11 protein-coding genes are annotated in these 21,817 nt (G+C 71.7%); 5 read left to right on the plus strand and 6 right to left on the minus strand.

Annotation, left to right across the window (positions count from 1 at the left end):
* Positions 1-76 precede the first annotated feature (76 nt).
* Positions 77-2,077 (plus strand): acetate--CoA ligase, encoded by a 2,001-nt coding sequence (acs, locus tag P5G50_RS05630; RefSeq protein ID WP_301210355.1) that lies wholly within the window; start codon positions 77-79, stop codon positions 2,075-2,077.
* Positions 2,078-2,197: 120 nt separating this feature from the next.
* Positions 2,198-11,416 carry a DUF7507 domain-containing protein gene (locus tag P5G50_RS05635; protein WP_301210356.1) on the plus strand — a complete coding sequence of 3,073 codons (9,219 nt, stop codon included), beginning with the start codon at positions 2,198-2,200 and terminating at the stop codon, positions 11,414-11,416.
* Positions 11,417-11,503: 87 nt separating this feature from the next.
* Here the strand turns inward: P5G50_RS05635 and P5G50_RS05640 are convergent, their stop codons facing one another.
* The 6 genes from P5G50_RS05640 to treY form a co-directional block, all read right to left on the minus strand.
* Positions 11,504-11,965 (minus strand): GNAT family N-acetyltransferase, encoded by a 462-nt coding sequence (locus tag P5G50_RS05640; protein ID WP_301210357.1) that lies wholly within the window; start codon positions 11,963-11,965, stop codon positions 11,504-11,506.
* A gap of 10 nt (positions 11,966-11,975) precedes the next feature.
* Positions 11,976-12,905 (minus strand): alpha/beta fold hydrolase, encoded by a 930-nt coding sequence (locus P5G50_RS05645; protein WP_301210645.1) that lies wholly within the window; start codon positions 12,903-12,905, stop codon positions 11,976-11,978.
* A gap of 77 nt (positions 12,906-12,982) precedes the next feature.
* Positions 12,983-13,843 carry a serine/threonine-protein kinase gene (locus P5G50_RS05650; RefSeq protein ID WP_301210358.1) on the minus strand — a complete coding sequence of 287 codons (861 nt, stop codon included), beginning with the start codon at positions 13,841-13,843 and terminating at the stop codon, positions 12,983-12,985.
* Complete coding sequence (glgX, locus tag P5G50_RS05655) at positions 13,843-15,879, minus strand: glycogen debranching protein GlgX (protein ID WP_301210360.1); 2,037 nt, start codon at positions 15,877-15,879, stop codon at positions 13,843-13,845. Before glgX ends, P5G50_RS05650 begins: the two co-directional genes overlap by 1 nt.
* A gap of 230 nt (positions 15,880-16,109) precedes the next feature.
* On the minus strand, positions 16,110-17,831 hold the full coding sequence (treZ, locus tag P5G50_RS05660) for a malto-oligosyltrehalose trehalohydrolase (RefSeq protein ID WP_301210361.1): 1,722 nt from the start codon (positions 17,829-17,831) through the stop codon (positions 16,110-16,112).
* 5 nt (positions 17,832-17,836) lie between these two features.
* Positions 17,837-20,179, minus strand: a complete 2,343-nt coding sequence (gene treY, locus P5G50_RS05665; RefSeq protein WP_301210362.1) for a malto-oligosyltrehalose synthase — start codon at positions 20,177-20,179, stop codon at positions 17,837-17,839.
* A 167-nt stretch (positions 20,180-20,346) separates the two neighbouring features.
* On the opposite strand from treY, the gene P5G50_RS05670 reads away from it, so the two are divergent.
* Genes P5G50_RS05670 through P5G50_RS05680 form a run of 3 tightly spaced genes read left to right on the plus strand, consistent with a single transcriptional unit; the run spans position 20,347 to position 21,816 of the window.
* A complete protein-coding gene (locus tag P5G50_RS05670) occupies positions 20,347-20,697 on the plus strand; it encodes a DUF7882 family protein (RefSeq protein ID WP_301210364.1) in 351 nt (116 codons plus the stop codon).
* 48 nt (positions 20,698-20,745) lie between these two features.
* Positions 20,746-21,297, plus strand: coding sequence for a MarR family winged helix-turn-helix transcriptional regulator (locus P5G50_RS05675; RefSeq protein ID WP_301210365.1), 552 nt, complete (start codon positions 20,746-20,748; stop codon positions 21,295-21,297).
* 33 nt (positions 21,298-21,330) lie between these two features.
* Positions 21,331-21,816 carry a MarR family winged helix-turn-helix transcriptional regulator gene (locus tag P5G50_RS05680; RefSeq protein ID WP_301210367.1) on the plus strand — a complete coding sequence of 162 codons (486 nt, stop codon included), beginning with the start codon at positions 21,331-21,333 and terminating at the stop codon, positions 21,814-21,816.
* The last annotated feature ends 1 nt before the right edge of the window (position 21,817 follow it).

Below are 21,817 nucleotides of genomic sequence, written 5' to 3' on the forward strand. Positions count from 1 at the left end.
TCTCATCCTGGCCCGGGTTACGAGACTTTACGAGTGCGGAAGACGCTCCCCGCGCCTCCCGGATAGCGTCGTCAGGGTGACCAGCGCGATCGAGAACCTCGGCCGGGAGTCCCGCGTCTACCCGCCCTCCGCCGCCTTCGCCGCCGCCGCCAACGTCGACGCGGGCGTCTACGACGAGGCCGCCGACCCGGTCGCGTTCTGGGAGCGCCAGGCCGCCCGCCTCGACTGGGCGGAGCCCTGGCGCACCGCCCACACGTGGCAGCCGGCGACGGTCGGCGACGACGGCGAGCTGACCGTCCCCCAGGCGGAGTGGTTCGCCGGCGGGAGGCTCAACGCCGCGTACAACTGCGTCGACCGCCATGTGGAGGCCGGCAACGGCGACCGCGTCGCCCTCCACTTCGAGGGCGAGCCCGGCGACACCGAGACGATCACCTACGCGGAGCTGCAGCGCCGCGTCGCGCGGGCCGCGAACGCCCTCACCGCACTCGGCGTCGGGAAGGGCGACCGCGTCGTCGTCTACCTGCCGGTCATCCCCGAGACCGTCGTGATCACCCTCGCCATCGCCCGCATCGGCGCCATCCACTCGCTCGTCTTCGGCGGCTTCTCGGCGGAGGCGCTGCGCTTCCGGGTCGAGGACACCGGCGCGAAGCTGCTCGTCACCTCCGACGGGCAGTTCCGGCGCGGCGCGGCCGTGCCGGTGAAGGCGAACGCCGACGCCGCTGTCGCGGGCGACAACGCGATCGAGCACGTCCTCGTCGTGCGCCGCACCGGCGACCTCACGCCGGACATCCCGTGGACCCCCGGCCGCGACGTGTGGTGGCACGACGTGGTCGACACCGCACCCGACACCCATGAGGCAGAGGCCTTCGACGCCGAGACGCCGCTGTTCATCATCTACACCTCGGGCACCACCGGGCGGCCGAAGGGCGTCGTCCACACCACCGGCGGCTACCTGACCCAGGCCTCCTGGAGCCACTGGGCGCTCTTCGACGCGAAGCCGGACGACGTCTACTGGTGCACAGCCGACCTCGCCTGGGTCACCGCGCACACGTACGTGCTCTACGGGCCGCTCTCGAACGGCGCCACCTCCATCATCTACGAGGGCACGCCGAACACCCCGCACCGCGGGCGCCACTTCGAGATCATCGAGCGCTACGGCGTGACCACGTACTACACGGCGCCCACGCTGATCCGCACCTTCATGACCTGGTTCCCGGAGGGCCCGGGCGACGGCTGGGACCTCTCCAGCATCCGGCTGCTCGGCACGGTCGGCGAGGCGATCAACCCGGAGGCGTGGGTGTGGTTCCACGAGCGGATCGGTGGAAGCCGCGCGCCCGTCGTCGACACCTGGTGGCAGTCGGAGTCGGGCGCCGCGATCGTCGCGCCGCTGCCGGGCGCGACCGCGCTCAAGCCGGGATCGGCGACCGTCGCGATCCCGGGCGTGACCGTGCGCGTCGTGGACGAGCGCGGAGACGACGTGCCCCGCGGCTCGGGAGGCTCCATCGTCATCGACGGCACCTGGCCGGCCATGTCGCGAACGGTCTGGGGCGACCCCGAGCGCTACCGCGACTCCTACTGGAGGCCGTTCGCCGACCGCGGCTACTTCCTCGCGGGCGACGGCGCAGCGATCGACGCCGACGGCTACATCTGGCTGCTGGGCCGCCTCGACGACGTGATCAACGTCTCCGGCCACCGGCTCTCCACGATCGAGATCGAGTCGGCACTCGTCGCCCACAGCGGCGTCGCGGAGGCGGCGGTGGTCGGTGTCGGCGACGACACGACCGGCCAAGCGGTCGCGGCGTTCGTCGTGCCCGGCGCCGCGACGCCGACGGAGGCGGACCTGCGCGAGCAGGTCGCCCGCGAGATCGGCGCCATCGCGAAGCCCAAGCACATCGTGGTCGTCGGCGACCTCCCCAAGACCCGCTCGGGCAAGATCATGCGCCGCCTGCTGGTCGACCTCTTCCACGACCGCCCCCTCGGCGACACGACGTCGCTGCAGGACGAGACGGTGCCGGCCACGATCGCGGAGGCGCTGTCCGGTACCCGTCCACGTACGGTTGGGCCCACCGCCACGTAATTCGCCCGAACCCCGTTTCGGCACGCATTCGAGGGTCATATTCTGCAGGTTGCATTTCACATCCTGCGGACGACCTGACCGACCCCTGCGCTCTGTCGTCCCTTCACCCGAGAGGACGACATGGACGGCTCGCGCTCGCTCCGCCTGTTCCCCGCACCTGCTGCCACCCGAGGCCCGGAGGGCGCGAGGCGCCGCCGACGCAGGCCGATCATCGCGGTCATCGCCATGCTGGCGGTGTTGTTCACCGTGCTGGTGCCGGCCAACGCGGCGATGGCCGACATGTCGCTTCCCAACACCGACGACATCTCGTGGACCAAGACCGGAAGCACGACGGCCTCCGGCACGCTCCCGGGCAACCTCGCCTCGCTACCCGGCGCCACCCTCTCCGTCAGCTCCTCCCAGCAGCCGGTCGACGTCGCCGAGTGGGGTTCGTCGACGGTGGCGTCGCACACGAACGGCGGTTACGACTGCATGAGGGGGAGGGCGCTCAAGCAGATCACGACGTGCGAGACCTTCACCTACACGGTCACGCTCAAGACGCCGCTCATCGACCCCATCGTCCCGTTCGGCTTCAGTACCGGCCGCTACTGGTCGACCACCGAGTCGACGTCGCGCGGTTGCATCAGCGGCTGGTACGACGGAGCGCTGTCGAACGTCAACGGCTCCGCACCGACGAGCAGCTCGCTCACGACGCTCCAGGAGCCGGGCGGCGGCTGGGCTCATACCGGTACCGCCACGTGGGCGCTGCCGCAGAGCGCCATCGACTCCAACAACTGCATCAACCGCACCACGACGGATCAGATGGGGATGATCCAGCTTCGCGGCAAGATCTCCAGTTACAGCTTCACCGTCTACTACCGTGCGGCGATCGTGATCCCCTGGACGACGACCGTCTGCCCGCTGCTGTCGGCGCCCGCCGGGCAGTTCATCGCATCGGTCCTGATTCCGCAGGTCGACCTCCGGGTGCAGAAGACCGGCCCCGCCTCGGTGCCCGGGAACAGCGCCCTCACCTGGGACATCACCGTCTCCAACCTGAGTCAGTGGGACTCTCACGGTTTCGTCGTCAAGGACGCGGTCCCGTCGAGCATGTCCAACGTCTCGATCGTCAGCGCCCCGGCCGGCTGTTCGGTGAACGGGCGCGACCTCGTCTGTGCGATCGCTCCACCGGGCTGCTCCGTGTCACAGAACGGGTCAGTGTCGACGCTCGCGGACATCTCCTGCACCAACGCCATCCTGGCCGATCAGTCCGTGCTCGCCCCCGGCGCGTCGTCCACCATCCGGCTGTCGGCCACGGCACCGGCGACCAACGGCACCAAGATCGCGAACACGGTGACGGTGTCCGGTGTCGACGAGGACCCGTACACGCCGAACAACTCCTCGACGGTGACCACGACGGTGGTCCAGGCGCCGAGCCTCTCGATCGCCAAGCAGGCCGCGCTCGCACCCGGGTCGACCGGCAAGGCCGGTGACCTGGTGAATTACACGTTCACCGCGACGAACACCGGCAACGTCGCCCTGACTGGAGTGACGATCGCGGACCCGCTGCCGGGTCTGTCGGGCCTGACCTACAGCTGGCCGGGAGCCGCCGGATCGTTGCAGGCGGGACAGTCCGTGACCGCGACCGCCACGTACCGGCTGACGCAAGCCGATGTCGACGCCGGTGCGGTCTCCAACGTCGCCACGGCGACCGGCCGGGACCCGGGCAACGCGCTGGTCGACGGCGGCAAGGCCCCGGCGACGGTGACGTTGAACCCGAAGCCGGCGTTGACGATGACCAAGCAGGCCGCGCTGGCGCCTGGCGCCACCGGTAAGGCGGGCGACCTGGTCACTTACACCTTCAGCGCCACCAACGTCGGTGACGTGACGCTCAAGAACGTCGCGATCAGCGACCCGCACGCCGGACTGTCAGCGCTGACGTATCAGTGGCCGGGGACGCCGGGCCAGCTGGCGCCGGGACAGAAGGCGACCGCGACCGCGACCTACACGATCACGCAGGCGGATGTCGACGCCGGGCGCGTGGACAACACCGCGTCTGCCGCCGGAACGACGCTCTCCGGGGTTCCGGTGGACGGCGGTCGGGCGTCGGTGTCGATCCCGCTGACCGGGAGCCCGCAGCTCTCGCTGACGAAGACCGCGAAGCTCGCGGTCGGCGCGCAGGGCGTGATCGGTGACCGGGTGGAGTACACCTTCACCGCCACGAACACGGGCACCCAGACGCTGACCAACGTCACGGTCGTCGACCAGCTCGCCGGCATGTCGGCGCTGACCTACCAGTGGCCCGGCGTGGCGGGGGTCCTCGTCCCCGGTCAGTCCGTGACCGCGACCGCGACGTACACCATCGCCCAGAAGGACGTGGATGCGGGATCTGTGAACAACGTGGCCACCGCGACGGGGCGCGCTCCGAACGGCGCCTCCGTGCCGTCCGGGCCGGCTCAGGCGACCGTGCCGCTGAACGTGAAGCCTGAGCTCACGCTGACGAAGCGTGCCGTCCTCACGCCCGGCCAGACCGGTGTGGCGGGCGACAAGGTCCAGTACACCTTCACCGTGACCAACACGGGCCGCGTCACCGTCAACGGGGTCACCATCAGCGACCATCTCGCCGGGCTCAGCGCTCTGACCTACCAGTGGCCCGGTGCGGCCGGCGTCCTCCAGCCCGGTCAGACCGCGACGGCCACCGCGACCTACACGCTCAAGCAGGCGGATGTCGACGCCGGCTCCGTGTCCAACGTCGCCGTCGCCTCCGGGACCACCCCGACGGGTGCCCCTGTGACGTCGAACGAGGTTCCGGCGACCGTTCCGCTGGACCGCACCGCGTCGCTGAACGTCACCAAGACCGCGAAGCTGGCGACCGGCCAGACGGGCAAGGCCGGCGACACCGTGAACTACACCTTCTCGGCGACGAACACGGGTCCGACGACGCTCACCAGCGTCACGATCACCGACCCGCTGCCCGGACTCTCCGCGCTCGTCTACACCTGGCCGGGAACGCCCGGCACGCTCGCTCCGGGGCAGAAGGTCACCGCCACCGCGACGTACACGGTGAAGCAGGCGGATGTGGATGCCGGTTCGGTCTCCAACGTGGCCGCGTCGGCGGGCAAGGCGCCGGACGGCACCCCGGTCGACGGCGGGCGGGCACCCGCGACGGTGCCCCTCACGAACACCGCATCCCTCAACATCCGCAAGACCGCGACGCTGGCTCCCGGTGCTGTCGGCAAGGCGGGTGACACCGTGAACTACACGTTCTCGGCGACCAACACCGGTCCGACGACGCTGACGAACGTCAAGATCACCGACCCGCTGCCCGGGCTGTCCTCGCTGGTCTACACGTGGCCGGGTGCCTCCGGCACGCTGAAGCCCGGTGAGACGGTCAACGCGACCGCGACCTACACCGTCAAGCAGGCGGATGTCGATTCCGGCGCCGTCTCGAACGTCGCCGCGTCGACGGGCCGCGCTCCGGACGGCAGCAACGTCGACGGAGGCAAGGCGCCGGCGACGGTGCCGCTGAAGGCGGGCGCCTCCCTGAACGTCACCAAGGTCGCGAAGCTCGGCGACGGCGCGACCGGCAAGGTGGGCGACACCATCACCTACACGTTCACCTCGACGAACACGGGTCCCACGACCCTGACCGGCGTGACGATCACCGACCCGCTGCCGGGACTGTCCGCGCTGGAGTACAACTGGCCGGCCTCGGCCGGCGTGCTCGCACCCGGACAGAAGGTGACGGCGACGGCCACCTACGTGGTGAAGCAGGCGGACGTCGACGCCGGCTCGGTCTCGAACGTGGCCTCGTCCAAGGGCACGGCTCCGGACGGTTCCCCGGTCGACGGCGGCAAGGCGCCGGCGACGGTTCCGCTCGATGATGACGCCTCGCTGAACGTCACCAAGACGGCGGCCCTGGCCGCCGGGCAGTCCGGCAAGGCCGGCGACACGGTGAACTACACGTTCTCCGCGACGAACACGGGTCCGACGACGCTCACCGGCGTCGTGATCAGCGACCCGCTGCCGGGGCTGTCCGCGCTCACGTACACCTGGCCGGGAGCGGCCGGGGTGCTCAAGCCCGGGCAGAAGGTCACCGCCACGGCGACCTACACGGTGAAGCAGGCGGACGTCGACTCCGGCGCGGTCTCGAACGTCGCGTCCTCCACGGGCACGGCCCCGGACGGTTCGCCTGTCGATGGCGGCCGGGCCCCCGCGACCGTGCCGCTCACGCACGGTGCTTCGCTGAACATCACCAAGACGGGCGTGATCGCCGCGGGACAGTCCGGCAAGGCCGGCGACACGGTGAACTACACCTTCTCGGCGACGAACACCGGGCCGACGACTCTGACCGAGGTGGTGATCGCGGACCCGCTGCCCGGGCTCTCGGCGATGAGCTACTCCTGGCCGGGAGTCGCCGGGACGCTGAAGCCGGGTCAGACGGTCACCGCGACCGCGACCTACACGGTCAAGCAGACGGATGTGGACGCCGGGTCGATCTCGAACATCGCGGCCTCCGGCGGCCGGGCGCCGGACGGCTCGCCAGTCGACGGCGGCAAGGCGCCGGCCACGGTGGCCCTGCCGCACGGGGCGTCGCTCAACATCGCGAAGACCGCCGCGCTCGCGTCGGGGCAGGTGGGCAAGGCCGGTGACACGGTGAACTACACCTTCTCGGCGACGAACACCGGGGCCACCACCCTGAAGAACGTGGTCATCAGCGACCCGCTGCCGGGCCTCTCCGCGCTGAAGTACACCTGGCCGGGAACGCCCGGCACGCTAAAGCCGGGACAGACGGTCACCGCCACGGCGACCTACACCGTCACCCAGGCGGACGCCGATGCCGGGGCCGTCTCGAACGTCGCCGGATCCACCGGGACGGCGCCGGACGGCAGCGCCGTCGATGGTGGCAAGGCGCCCGCGACCGTTCCGCTGGGGGCGACGCCGACGCTGCGTCTCCACAAGGAGATCGCGAGCGTGACCGGCGGCAGTGCCGGCGACGTGGTGACCTACCGGTTCACCTCGACCAACACCGGTGCGCTCACCCTGAAGAACGTCGTGATCGTCGACCCGCTCGACGGCCTCTCGGCCATGACATACACGTGGCCCGGTGCATCCGGCATCCTGAAGCCGGGTGAGAGCGTGGTCGCCACGGCGACCTACGTCATCAAGCAGTCCGATGTCGACGCGGGCGGCGTGTGGAACACCGCTGTGTCCCACGGCGACTTGCTGGGGAAGTCGGGCCGTTCGCTTCTGAGGAGCAGCGGTTCGGTGGACAGCAACGAGTCCTCGGCCGAGCTGCCGCTCGGCCAGGCTCCGAAGCTCGAGCTGACCAAGACCGGTGCGCTCGCGGCCGGCGCCACCGGTAAGGCCGGCGACCGCGTGAGCTTCTCGTTCACGCTGTCCAACCCGGGATCCGTGTCGCTGACCGCTGTGTCCATCGCCGACCAGCTGCCGGGCCTGTCCGCGATCACGTACAGCTGGCCGGGTGCCGCCGGTGCGCTGTCACCGGGGCAGACCGCGACCGCGACCGCCTCGTACACGCTGACGCAGGCCGATGTCGACGCCGGAAAGGTGACCAACATCGCCACCGCCTCCAGCACGGACCCGTCGGGCGACCCGGTCGACTCCGACCCGGCGCAGGCGGACGTGCCGCTCACCGGCGCCCCGTCGATCGCGCTCGTCAAGACCGGCGCGCTCGCGGCCGGCGCCACGGGCAAGGCCGGCGACGCGGTGAACTTCGCCTTCACGGCGACGAACACCGGCACCACCACGCTGACCGCCGTCACGATCGAGGACCGTCTGCCGGCCGTCTCGGCGTTGGCCTACTCCTGGCCCGGCGCGGCGGGGACCCTCGCGCCCGGGCAGAAGGTGACAGCGACGGCGACCTACGCCCTGACGCAGGTGGACATCGACGCCGGCCGCGTGACCAACGTCGCGGTGCCTCACAGCACGGCGCCTGACGGCTCACCCGTCGATGGCGCCCCTGCTCAGGCGGTCGTGCCCGTGACGCCGGCTCCCGCGCTGACGCTCACCAAGACGGGCGCGCTCGCAGCGGGCGCGACCGGGAAGGCCGGCGACGCGATCACCTTCGGGTTCACGATCACGAACACGGGCTCCGTGACCGCGTCGTCGGTCGCGATCACCGACCAGCTGGCCGGCCTGTCCGCGATCACGTACACCTGGCCGGCCTCCGCCGGGGCGCTCGCCCCCGGGCAGTCGGCCAGCGGCACCGCCACCTACACGGTCCGCCAGGCCGACGTCGATGCGGGGTCGGTGCTGAACGTTGCCACCGCCGCTGGGAAGGCGCCCGATGGGTCTCCGATCCCGACGGGACCGGCGCAGGTGAGTGTGCCGCTGCAGGCGACTCCGGCGCTGACACTGGTCAAGACGGGTGCTCTCGCTGCCGGTGCGACCGGTGTCGTGGGTGACCGTGTGCAGTTCTCGTTCACGGTGACGAACTCCGGTTCGGTGACGGCGACGGGTGTGTCGATCAGCGACCAGCTGGCCGGCCTGTCGGCGATCACGTACACGTGGCCGGCTGCGGCTGGGACGCTGGCGCCGGGTCAGTCCGCCACGGCGACCGCGTCGTACACGCTGAAGCAGGCGGACCTGGATGCCGGCTCGGTGAAGAACGTCGCCACGGCGACAGGGAAGACGCCGTCCGGCTCCACGGTCACGGCGCCGCCCGCGCAGGTCGAGGTCCCGGTGGATGCGTCTCCGGCTCTGACGCTGGTCAAGACCGGAGCGCTCGCGCCCGGCGCGACCGGTGCAGTGGGTGACCGTGTGCAGTTCTCCTTCACGGTGACCAACAGTGGTTCGGTGACCGCTACGGGTGTGTCGATCAGCGACCAGTTGGCCGGCCTGTCGGCGATCACGTACACGTGGCCGGCTGCGGCTGGGACGCTGGCTCCGGGTCAGTCCGCCACGGCGACGGCGTCCTACACGCTGAAGCAGGCCGACCTGGATGCGGGGTCGGTGAAGAATGCCGCCACCGCGAGCGCGAAGACGCCGACCGGCTCCACGGTCACGGCGCCGCCGGCGCAGGTCGAGGTTCCGGTGGATGCGTCTCCGGCGCTGACGCTGGTCAAGACCGGTGCTCTCGCTGCCGGTGCGACGGGCGCGGTGGGCGACACGGTGACGTTCCGCTTCACGGTGACCAACTCGGGCACGGCGACCGCCGCCGGTGTGTCGATCAGTGACCAGCTCGCCGGGGTGTCCGCGATCACGTACACATGGCCGGCGACGGCCGGCGTGCTCGCTCCGGGGGCTTCGGTCCAGGCGACGGCGACGTATGCGCTGACGCAGGCGGACATCGATGCGGGCTCGGTCACGAACGTGGCCACGGCGACCGGCTCGGCGCCTGACGGGTCCACGATCGAGGCGCCTCCCGCGCAGGTCGTCGTGCCCGTCGCAGGCCGGCCGGCGCTGACCGTCACCAAGACGGGCGCACTGGCCGCCGGTGCAACGGGTGCCGCGGGTGACTCGGTCTCGTACCGGATCACCGCGACGAACTCGGGCACGGTGACGCTGACCGCGGTGACGATCAGCGACGAGCTGGCGGGACTGTCGGCGCTGCAGTACGCGTGGCCCGGCTCGGTCGGGGTGCTCGCCCCCGGCCAGGCTGTGACCGCGACGGCGAGCTACACGGTGACGCAGGCGGATGTCGATGCCGGTTCGGTGCTCAACGTCGCCTCGGCGTCGGGGACCGACCCGCGTGGGAACAGCGTCCCGGGTGGTCCGGCGCAGACGGTGGTCCCGCTGGCTCCCACGCCGGCGCTGTCCCTTGCGAAGTCGAGTGCCCTCGCCGCCGGAGCGACCGGCGTGGCCGGTGACACGGTGGACTACACGTTCACGATGAGGAACACCGGAACGGTGACGCTCACCTCGGTGACCGTCACCGACGGGCTCGCGGGCCTGTCCGCGATCGTCTACACGTGGCCGGGCGCCGCGGGGATCCTCGCGCCGGGCGAGCAGGCGACCGGCACCGCGACCTACGTGCTCACCCAGGCGGATGTGGATGCCGGGGCGGTGGCCAACACGGCGACCGCGACGGGGAAGACCCCGCAGGGCGAGACGGTGCCGGCCACGCCGGCGGAGGCCGTCGTGTCGCTCGATCCTGCGCCCGGGTTGGCCGTGGTGAAGAAGGCGGCGCTCGCGCCGGGTGCGACCGGCGGAGCCGGCGACACGGTGCGGTACACGTTCACCGTCACCAACACCGGCGGCGTGACGCTGACCTCCGTCGCCGTCGATGACCAGCTCGACGGGATGTCTGCACTCGACTACGCGTGGCCCGCCGAGGCCGGTGTGCTCGCGCCGGGGCAGTCGGCCACGGCCACCGCCTCCTACACGATCAGTCAGGCGGACGTCGATGCGGGCTCGGTGACGAACCTCGCCACCGGTGTCGGCACCGGGCCGCGCGGCGACGTCGTCGACACGCCTCCCGCCGAGGCGGTGGTGCCGCTGAACCCGACGCCGGGGCTGGCGCTGACGAAGACCGCGGTCTTCTCGGCCGACTCCGACGGTTCGGCGGGTGACGCGGTCGAGTACACCTTCTCGGTCACGAACACCGGTGGCGTCACGCTCGACGGAGTCTCCATCAGCGACCAGCTGACCGGGATGTCGGTTCCGGTGTACTCGTGGCCGGGCGCCGCGGGCGTGCTGGCGCCGGGGCAGTCGGCGACGGCGCGGGCGACGTACATCGTCACAGCGGCGGACGTCGAGGCCGGCTCGGTCGACAACGTCGCCACGGCGACGGGGCGCGCGCCGTCGGGCAGCACGGTGACCTCGCCGGAGGCTCACGCGGCGGTTCCGCTGGCGGGCGTGCCGCTCCAGGCGGGCACGCCGGGCATGGACCTGACCAAGTCCGGTTCGCTCGCCGAGGGCGCGCTCGGGCAGGTCGGCGACCTGGTGCATTTCACGTTCGTCGTGACGAACACGGGAACCGTTCCGCTGACCAGCGTGTCGATCAGCGACCCGCTCGACGGCATCAGCCCGCTCCAGTTCGGTGCGTGGCCCGGCGCGGTCGGGCGGCTCGAGCCGGGGCAGGCGGTCACGGCGACGGCGACCTACGCCCTCACCCCCGACGATGTCGCGCGCGGCTCGGTCGTGAACACCGCCTTCGCACACGGCACGCACGAGGAGACGCCGCTGGAGGCGGGGAGCAACACGGTCACCGTGCCGCTGCCGCCGCAGGCGTTCCCCTCCGGCGGGCAGCCCATGGTCGCGGCGACCGAGCAGGCGCCGGTGTTCGACATGCTCGCGCACACCGGTCTGGACGCCCTCCCGTTCGGGTTCGGGGCCCTGGCCCTGCTCCTGGCCGGCGGTGTGCTGCTGCTGATCCGCCGCCGCGCGCGGGAGAGCTGATCCGGCCTCCCCGCGCATGACGCCGCCGCCCCTCCTGCACGACGGGAGGGGCGGCGTCGTCGTGTCAGGAGCGGTGACGCACCGAGGTCAGAGCTCCAGCGTGTAGTACGCGCTGAGCGGGTCGTCGGTGTATTTCCCGAACGGTCCGCTGGGTGTGAACCCCGCCCGCTCGTAGAGGCGGCGCGCCGGCGCGAAGAAGTCCATGGCTCCCGTCTCGAGCGAGACGCGGGCGACGCCGCGGCCGCGGGCGTCCTCCAGCACGAAGGCCAGCAGCTGCGCGGCGATGCCCTTGCCGCGCTGCTCGGGGTCGGTGCGCATGCTCTTCAGCTCCTCGTGCGCCGGCTCCAGGGCCGCGAGCGCCGCGGTGCCCACGATCGCGTCATCGACCGTGGCGGTCCACAGGCGAACGCCCGCGCCCTGCAGCTCCTCCAGGTCGAGCGCATGCCGGCTCTCGGGAGGCGCGGTCGGCTCCATGTCGTCCAGGTGCGCCTGCAGGAAGGCGGCGAGGGTGGGGTCGGCGAAGTCCGCGCGGGCGATGGTGACGCTCATGCCGGTCAGGTTAGGCGTCCGGGATGTCGCGGACGTTTCGAGCGGCCTCCGCGGTCAGCCGGGCGGCGGCCTCCCGGGTGAGCTCGACCGCGACGGGGCCGCCGTGACCCTCCGACTCCACGACGTGCAGCTCGCTGTGCGGGAGGCGCTGGTGCAGCCGCCAGGCCGTGATCACCGGACCGCTGACGTCGTGACGGCCGTGGATGAGCACGACCGGGACCTCCGCCAGCCGGTCGGTGCGCGCCAGGATCGCCTCGTCGCCGGGCAGGAAGGCGTCGTGGGCCCAGAAGTGCGTGACGAGTGTCCCGAAGACGGCGCGCTGCACCGAGTCCTCGTGCAGCGGGCCGGGCTGCCAGGCCGGGTCGAGGGAGACGTGGGTCGACTCCCAGGCGTCCCACGCGTCCGCGGCGCGGGCGCGGTCGTCGGCGGCCTCCTCGGAGGGGTCCGCGAGGCGCCGGGCGTACGCCTCCACGACGCGCTCGCCCGGGTGGCGGCCGGAGGCGGCTTCGAACGCGGCCCACGCCTTCGGGAAGATGCGGCCGACGCCCTCCGTGATCCAGTCGACCTCGTCGCGGGAGGTGGTCGTCACCGCGAACGCGACGACCCCGATCACGCGCTCCGGGTGGGCGACGGCGTATGCGAGGGCGAGCGTGCTGCCCCACGAGGCGCCGGTGACGATCCAGCGCTCGATGCCGAGGTGCTCGCGGAGCGCCTCCAGGTCGGCGATCAGGCGCTGGGTGGTGAGCCCGGGCAGGGAGCCGAGGTCGTCGACGATGAGCGGACGACTGCGGCCGCACCCGCGCTGATCGAGTCCGACGACGAGGTTCTGCGCCGGGTCGAACCGGTTCCGGTAGCCGCCCGCGCCGAGACCGGAGCCAGGACCTCCGTGCAGCCAGACCGCCGGAACGCCGTCGGGAGCTCCCGAGGTCTCCCAGTACAGGCCGGCGCCGTCGTAGGCGCAGCAACCCGCTGTCGAGGAGGGGGGAGTCGAGAGTCACCCCGCGACTCTAGCCAGCCTCACCTGCGCGCCGACAGCCCCGCGGCGTCGATCACGGCCTCCCGGAACAGCGGCGTCAATTGCTCGGCGGTGGGCCGGGCGGCGGGGTCGCGGGCGGTCATGGCGCGCAGCAGACCCGTCCACGCGCCGGGCAGGTCGTCGGGCACGGGCGGGTCGACGCTGAGCCGTGCCAGTGCCGACGCGACGGCGTCGTGGCCGGGGTAGGCCACCTGGCGGGTGAAGCACTCCAGCAGCACCAGGCCGAGCGAGTAGATGTCGCTCGCCTCGGTCGCCGGCTGACGCGACGCCTGCTCGGGGCTCAGGTAGGCGGCGGTTCCGGTCGTCTTGCCCTCCTCCTGGTGCGCCTGCGACGCGGGGAGGCCGATCGCGATGCCGAAGTCGGTGAGCCGGGCCCGGGCGCGGAAGGTCGTCGTGCCGTAGGTCACCAGCATGATGTTCGACGGCTTGATGTCGCGGTGGACGACGCCGTTCGCGTGCACGTACTCCAGCGCCTCGGAGATGTCGTAGGCGATCTCCGCGATCTCCTCCGTCGACAGCTCCCGCTCGTCCAGAGCGGTGGCGAGGTCGGTGCCAGAGACCAGCTCCATGATGAGGAAGGGCCGCGGGTCGCGCGGCGCCGAGTAGTCGATGCCCGCGTCGATCAGCGAGACGATGCCGTGGTGGCTCAGCCGCGCGAGCGCCATCTGCTCGGTGCGGTACTGAGCCATCTCCTCCTCGCCGCCCGACCGGTACAGCTTGATCGCGACCTCGCGGCCGAGGATCTCGTCGACGGCCCGGAAGATGCTCGCCTCGCCGCCGCGCCCGATCAGGTTCTGCGGACGGTAGCGGCCGAGCAGAGCCGGGAGCTCGCGCTCGGGCATCAGCCGGCCCGCGAGCGGAGGAGCGCGAAGGAGGTCTCGCCGACGATCACGCTCTCCCCGTCGTTGAGCCCGAGGTCGGGGTCGCTCGAGAGCTCCAGCTCCCAGTGGCCGCCGGGAGGCTCAGGCAGGGTGAACTCCACCCCGTTCGCCGCCGCGTTGAGCATGAGCAGGAACGAGTCGGCGCCCTCGTGCATCAGCTGGAAGGCGATCGAGCGCGCCTCCGGGTCGTCCCAGTCCTCGTCGGCGAACGGCTCGGCGTCGGCGCGGAGGATGCAGACCACGTCGGGGCCGCCCACCTCGGGCGCATGCCGGTACCACTCGGGGCGCAGGGCGGGCTCGGCGCGGCGGAGGCGGATGAGCTTCTCGGTGAAGTCGCGCAGCTCCCAGTCGGCGTGCTGCCAGTCGAACCACGAGATCTCGTTGTCCTGGCAGTAGGCGTTGTTGTTGCCCTGCTGGGTGCGGGCGATCTCGTCGCCGCCGAGGATCATCGGCACGCCGGCCGAGAGCAGCACGGTGGCGAGCATGTTCTTGCGCTGCCGGGTGCGCGTGGCGAGGATCTCCGGGTCGTCGGTCGGGCCCTCGACGCCGTAGTTGCGCGACCGGTTGTCCGATTCGCCGTCGTTGTTGTCCTCGCCGTTGGCCTCGTTGTGCTTCTGCTCGTAGCTGGTGAGGTCGGCGAGGGTGAAGCCGTCGTGCGCGGTGATGAAGTTGACGCTCGAGAGCGGCGCGCGGCGCGACTCCTCGTAGATGTCGGGGCTGCCCAGCACGCGCTGCGAGAGCGTCGCGAGCATGCCCTCCGTGCCCCGCCAGAAGTCGCGCACGTCGTCGCGGAACTTGCCGTTCCACTCCGACCAGTCGGCCGGGAAGCCGCCCAGCTGGTAGCCGGCGACATCCCACGGCTCAGCGATCAGCTTCACCGTCGAGAGCACCGGGTCCTGCTGGCACAGCGTGAGGAAGGCGCTGTGGAGGCTGGCGTCGCCGCCCTGCCGGGTGAGCGTGGTGGCGAGGTCGAAGCGGAAGCCGTCGACGTGCATCTCGGTCACCCAGTAGCGCAGCGAGTCCATGATCAGTTGCAGCGCGGCGGGGTGGCTCACGTTGACGCTGTTGCCCGTGCCGGTGGTGTCGAAGTAGTGCGCCGGGTCCTCCTCCACCAGCCGGTAGTAGGAGGGGTTGTCGATGCCCTTGAAGCTGAGGGTCGGGCCCTTGTCGTTGCCCTCGGCCGTGTGGTTGTAGACGACGTCGAGGATGACCTCGATACCGGCCTTGTGCAGCGCCTTCACCATCCCCTTGAACTCGTCGACCTGGCCGCGGTCGCCGGTCGCCGCGTACTCGTTGTGCGGGGCGAAGAAGCCGATGGAGTTGTAGCCCCAGTAGTTGCGGAGGCCCTTCTCGAGCAGGTGCGAGTCCTGCAGGAACTGGTGCACCGGCAGCAGCTCGACCGCGGTCACGCCGAGGCCGGTGAGGTACTCGATGGCGGCGTCGTTGGCGAGGCCGGCGTAGGTGCCGCGGAGGTCCTCCGGCACCTTCTCCATCAGCTTGGTGAAGCCCTTGAGGTGCACCTCGTAGATGATCGACTCCGACAGCGGGATGCTCGGGCGCTCGTGGTCGCCCCAGTCGAACGCGCGGTTGTCGGTGACGACGCCGAGCGCCACGTGGCCGGCGCCGTCGGTCTCGTCGCGCTTCTTCGGCTTGTCGAGCTGGTGCCCGAAAACGGCCTGCGTCATGTCGAAGGCGCCGGTGACGGCCTGCGTGTGCGGCTCGAGCAGGACCTTCGCCGGCGCGAACCGGAGCCCGGCCTCCGGCGCCCAGGGCCCGTCGACGCGGAGGCCGTAGCGGTCGCCCGGGTTCATGCCCTGCACGATGCCGTGGAACACGTGACCGGTGCGGTTCGTGAGGTCGGTGCGCTCCTCCGTGCCGTCCTCGCGGAACAGGCTGACGGTCACCCGGTCGGCGCGCTCGCTGTAAACGGCGACGTTCGCGCCGCCCTCGACGAGCGTGACGCCGAGCGGATACGCGAACGAGCCGTCCCTGCTCACCGGGCTCACCGGGAGGCCCCGGCGTCCGTGCGGGCGTGGTGGGAACCGGGCTCGGTCACAGTGTCTCCGATCGTCGTGTCCAGCCAACCTACCGGGCGGGGGCGGCGGTCAGGAGGGCATTGACACGGGGTCTCGGGGCCGCTATCTGCAGCCGCCGAGTACGCGGATCATCCGCGTACTCGGCGGTTTCGGGGCGAATTCGTGCGTACTCGACGGTGGGGGGCCGCTGATCAGACGCGGGTGACCCGCACCGCGTCCGCGAACGCCGCCGTGACCTCCGTGGCGGGCGCGGGCTCGCCCAGGCCTCGGCCGCTCAGGGCGACCTCGACGCGCACGTCGCCGCGGGTGAAGGCGAGCACGCCCTCCGCCACTCCGACCTCTGTCGCCGGTGTGAGCGCCGGGATCGTGCGGCGGAGCGCGATCAGGTCGCGGTACCACTGCAGCAGCTCGGCGTGCTCCGGGCGGGAGGGCTCCGACCAGTCGAGCTTCGAGCGGAGGAAGGTCTCGGGGTCCTGCGGGTCGGGCACCACGTCCGGGTCCCAGCCCATCTTCTCGAACTCCTTCACGCGGCCCTCGGCGGTCGCCTTCCCCAGCTCCGGCTCCGGGTGGGAGGTGAAGAACTGCCACGGCGTCGTCGCGCCCCACTCCTCGCCCATGAACAGCATCGGCGTGAACGGGCCGAGGAGGGTGAGTGCGGCGGCGGCCGCGAGTCCGCCCTGGTCGAGCGTCGCGGTGAGGCGGTCGCCGGCGGCGCGGTTGCCGATCTGGTCGTGGTCCTGGCTGAACGCGACGAGGCGGGTGTGGGGGAAGTCGGCGTCCAGCGGGCGACCGTGGTGGCGCTCCCGGAAGCTCGAGTAGGTGCCGTCGTGGAAGAACCCGCGCTCGAGCACCTTCACCAGGGCCTCCGGCGCGCCGAAGTCGGCGTAGTAGCCGGTGACCTCGCCCGTCAGGTTGGCGTGGATCGAGTGGTGCACGTCGTCGTCCCACTGCGCGTGGAGGCCGTAGCCGTTGCGCTCGCGGGTGCGGATCAGCTTCGGGTCGTTGAGGTCGCTCTCGGCGATGAGCGTGAGCGGACGGCCCAGCGCCGACGCGAGCTCGTCCGCCTGGCGGGCCAGCGCCTCCAGGATGTGCTCGGCGGAGGAGTCGTGGAGGGCGTGCACGGCATCCAGCCGCAGCCCGTCGACGTGCATGTCCTCCAGCCAGTAGCGCGCGTTGTCGAGGATGTACCCGCGCACGACGTCGGAGTGCGGCCCGTCGAGGTTGAGGGACGCGCCCCAGGTGCTCGACGCGCTGCCGAGGTACGGGCCGTACAGCGGCAGGTAGTTGCCGCTCGGGCCGAGGTGGTTGTAGACGACGTCCTGCACGACCGCGAGGCCGCGCGCGTGGCACGCGTCGACGAACCGCTGGTACGCCTCCGGGCCGCCGTAGGTCTCTTGCACGGCGTACCAGAGCACGCCGTCGTAGCCCCAGTTGTGAGTGCCGTTGAAGGCGTTGACGGGCAGCACCTCCACGGCGTCGACACCCAGCTCCACCAGGTGGTCGAGCCGGTCGATGGCGGAGTCGAGGGTGCCCTCCGGGGTGAAGGTGCCGATGTGCAGCTCGTAGATCACCGCGCCGGTGAGGTCGCGGCCGCTCCAGCCTCCGTCGCTCCAGGCATGGGCGCGCGGGTCGAACTCGCGGGTCAGGCCGTGCACGCCCTCGGGCTGGCGCAGCGAGCGCGGGTCGGAGTGCGGGCCGTCGCCGTCGACCACGAAGCCGTAGTCGACCGGGTCGGGGCCGGCGTCGAACGGAGCGGGGAGGCTCCACCAGCCCTGGTGCCCCTCCGGCGCGTCGCGCACGGGGCTCAGCGGGTGGGTGCCGTGACCGTCGACCACGACATCGACCGCCGTGGCGTGCGGCGCCCACACCGGGAAGGTGCGGTCGGGTCCGAGCGGACCGCCGGCGCTCGGCACGCCGATCATCGGGTCACCGCCAGCAGGGCGACGGGGTAGGTGTCGAAGACGGTGGCGAGCGGCACCCGGCCGCGCAGCTCCCGTCCGGTCAGCTCGTCGCGCATCGGCGTCTCCCCGAGGTCGATGGTGGTGTCGCCCCAACCGCCGGCGGCGGCGAGGCCGTGCGGTAGTCGCGTGACCAGGGTCACGGCGCCGCCGCGGTCGAAGGCCAGCAGGTGGCCGGCGCGGTCGCCGTCGGCAGCGAGCGGCGTGTACCCGCCGAACAGCTCGGGGCGGTCGCGACGCAGCCGCAGGGCGCGGGAGGTGACGAGCACCTTCGCGGCGCCCGACGAGTCGATCCCGGGTCGCCAGCCCTCGTCGATGTGCGCGAGGAGGCCGGCGGCCACCTCCCACTCGACGGGTCGACGGTTGTCCGGGTCGACCAGCGAACGCTCCCAGCGCTCGGAGCCCTGGTACACGTCGGGCACACCGGGCATGGTCAGCTGCACGAGCTTCGCGGCCAGGCCGTTGCTCGCGCCGGGGCCGTCGATGAGGGCGGACATGGCCTCGACCTCCGCCCGCACCCGCTCGTCGTCGAAGGCGGCATCGACCAGCGCGGCCATGCGCTTCTCGAACTCCTCGTCGGGGTCGGTCCAGCCGGTGGAGGCGCCCGCCTCGCGGGCCGCCTTGAGCGCGTAGTCCTGGAGGCGCTCGCGGGAGGCGGGCCAGGCGCCGAGGATCGACTGCCAGAGCAGCGACTCCAGCGACCCGTCCCCCAGGGGGACCCGCTCGTGCACGGAGGCCAGGAACCGTTCGAACCGCTCCGGCATTTCTGCGAGCACGAGGATGCGCGCGCGGGTGTCCTCGCTGCGCTTGGTGTCGTGGGTGGTGAGCGTCGTCAGCGACTGGGGGAGGCGCTCCAGCCGGTCGAGCTGGTGGCGGTGGAAGTCGTCCACCGAGAGGGCGAACAGGTCGGGCTCGCCGCCGACCTCGGTGAGTGCGACCAGCCGCGTCCAGCGGTAGAAGGCGTTGTCCTCGACGCCCTTCGCCATGATCGCGCCGGTCGTCTGCTGGAAGCGCTCGGAGGGCGCGTCCGGGCCGGCGCCCTCGGCGAGGCGTGCGGCGACGTCGCGGATCGTGTCGGCGATGTCGGGGCGGGAGGCCGCGGCGGCATCGCGGGCGGCCTCCAGGTACTCCACGCCGAACGGCAGGTAGCTACGGTACACGGGGAACCAGGCGGCCAGCTCGGCGACCGCGTCGGCGGCCCGCTCGGCGGCGGACGGGTCGGCGCCTGCGCCCTCGGCGTCGAGCCGCAGCTCACGGACGACCCGCAACACCTCCGACCGGAGGATGCCGTCGGCCGCCGCGCGCTTGCGCCGGTGCACGAGCTCGGCCCAGTCCTGGTTCTCGCCGCGGTCGTCGTGCTCGCGGGCGAGCGCGGTCAGCGGCTCCTCGCCGGCGGGGTCGACCAGGACCCGGTCGACCAGGCCGAGGGCGTCGTAGCCGGTGGTGCCGGCGACCGGCCAGTCGGGCATCCGCTCGTCGCCCTCGATGATCTTCTCGACCCAGATCGGGCGGCCCTCGGCGAGCTCCGCCAGGCGTTCGAGGTAGCGGCCGGGGTCGCGCAGGCCGTCCGGGTGGTCGACGCGGAGGCCGTCGACCAGTCCCTCGCGGATCCAGCGGCCGATCTCGCGGTGGGTGTCGTCGAAGACGCGGTCGTCCTCGACGCGGAGTCCGGCGAGCGTGTTGACCGCGAAGAACCGCCGGTAGTTCAGCTCCGCGTCGGCCCTGCGCCACGAGACCAGCTCGTAGTGCTGCCGGGCGTGCACCTCGCGCGGGGTGCCGCCCTCGGTGCCGGGGGCGATCGGGAGGCGGTGATCGTAGTAGCGCAGCTCGCCGTCCTCGACGCGCAGCGCATCCTCCTCATCCGGGCCGTCGCCGAGGATCGGGAGACGCAGCCTCCCGCCGCCGAACGCCCAGTCGATGTCGAAGTACGGCTCGTACGCCGATTCCTGCCCGTGAGTGAGCACGTCCCACCACCACGCGTTGAGGCGTGGAGTGGCGACGCCGGCGTGGTTGGGCACGATGTCGACGAGGACGCGCATGCCGCGTTCGTGCGCCGCGTCGGAGAACTCGCGCAGCGCCTCCGGACCGCCGCGCTCCTCGTCGACCCGGGAGTGGTCCACGACGTCGTAGCCGTGATTCGAACCGGGCTCCGCCTGCAGCAGCGGCGACAGGTAGACCCAGTCGGCGCCGAGGCGCTGCACATGGTCGAGCACCTGGGCGGCGTCGCGGAGGGTGAAGTCGGCGGAGATCTGAAGGCGGTAGGTGCTGGCCGGGATGCGGTCGGCGGGATACGGGCTGCTCACGTGCAGTCATTCTGTCCGTGGGCGGCGTCGCGGTGAAGGGCTTGAAATGTTCACCCCGGTGTATTGCTAGACGTTCTAGCTATATGGTTAGACTAACTACATGTCGCGTCGACGAGCGGTTCCGCCGTCGGGAGCAGGCAGCGAGCAGCAGCGGAGGCGGAGCGCGGATGGGCGTCCTGAGTTACGGGGGCAGCGAGTACGAGTTCGACGACCGGGTGCTGAGCCACCTTCAGGTCGTGATCACGACGAAGCTGCGGCGTCGCGAGTCGTTCGCCCTCACCTGGGTGCCGGAGAACGGCGAGTACGGGCGCGAATCCATCTGGGTCGACAACGGCTTCCCGATCCGCTTCCGGTTCAGTCAGCCGGGCGCCTCGCCGCTCAATCGCGAATGGCTGGAGCAGTTGATGGACGGCACGCATCGCCCCGCCGGGCTCGTGCTGACGGCCGAGTCGGGCCGCTCGGAGGACCAGCCGGCGCGTCGCGGCCGTGTCCCGAGCGCGCACGCCACGACCGCCTGATCCGAGAAAGCTAGGCAGCCTAGTTTGTAGTTGCTCTATCGTTAAGCCATGTCGTCCGAGATCCACGGGTCGGCGCACTACTGGTACGGCCAGGAGCGCGCCGAGCGCACCCCCGGCATCGAGGTGCTGGAGGCGATGCGCGCCTACGGTGCTGCCGAGGCCGCGCTGCGCCGCCGCTCCGAAGGCGTGCTGCGCATGAGCGAGAACGACATCTCGGCCATGCGCTACCTGCTGCGCGCCCAGGAGAACGGCCGTACGGTCGGGCCCAAGGAGCTCGCGGAGTATCTCGGCATCCAGAGCTCGTCGGTCACCGCGCTGCTCGACCGGCTCGAGCGCGGCGGGCACATCCGCCGGGAGGCGAGCCCGTTCGACCGCCGCGCGTTGATCGTCGTGCCGGTCGTGCCGGAGGATCAGCTGCAGCGGGCCATCCTCGGCGACGTCCGCGAGGAGGTCGTGCGGGTGGCGGAGTCGCTCGACGCGGACGACGCGCGCGTCGTCGTCGCCTTCCTCGACCGGCTGCGCGATGCCGTGGATCACATCGACGGCGGCGACACTGCGCCCGCGACCGAGCACCGTGGCGCCGGCAAGCGCGGCTCCTAGACCCTGTTCGCGTAAAATCGGATCATCGAGAACGTGAATCCCGGCCCCGCCTGGTACGACAGCGCGGCACCCCACACCGTCGACCTGCTGCAAGCCCTGCGCAGTTACCGCGCCGCCGAGCAGGCCATGCGACGGCGTACGCGCGACTCGATGCGGATGGGCGAGAACGACCTCCGCGCGCTCCGCTTCCTGCTCAGCCGGCAGGCCGATGGCGAGCCGGCGACGCCCGCCGACATCGGCGCCCTGCTGGGCCTCAAGTCGTCGTCGGTGACGGTGATGCTCGACCGGCTGACGGTCTCCGGGCACGTGACCAGGCGGCCGCATCCCGCCGACCGGCGCAGCGTCGTCGTCGTCGCGACGCCTGGGGCGGACGAAGAGGTGCGGCACACCCTCCACGCGATGCACGACCGGATGCTGAGCGCGGCCGCCGCGCTGTCGCCGGACGAGCGCCGCATGATCGTGGACTTCCTCGGCCGGATGTCGGAGACGGTCGACGCGATCGACACGGCCCGCGACTGAC

Source organism: Leifsonia williamsii (assembly GCF_030433685.1).
Lineage (GTDB): Bacteria > Actinomycetota > Actinomycetes > Actinomycetales > Microbacteriaceae > Leifsonia > Leifsonia williamsii.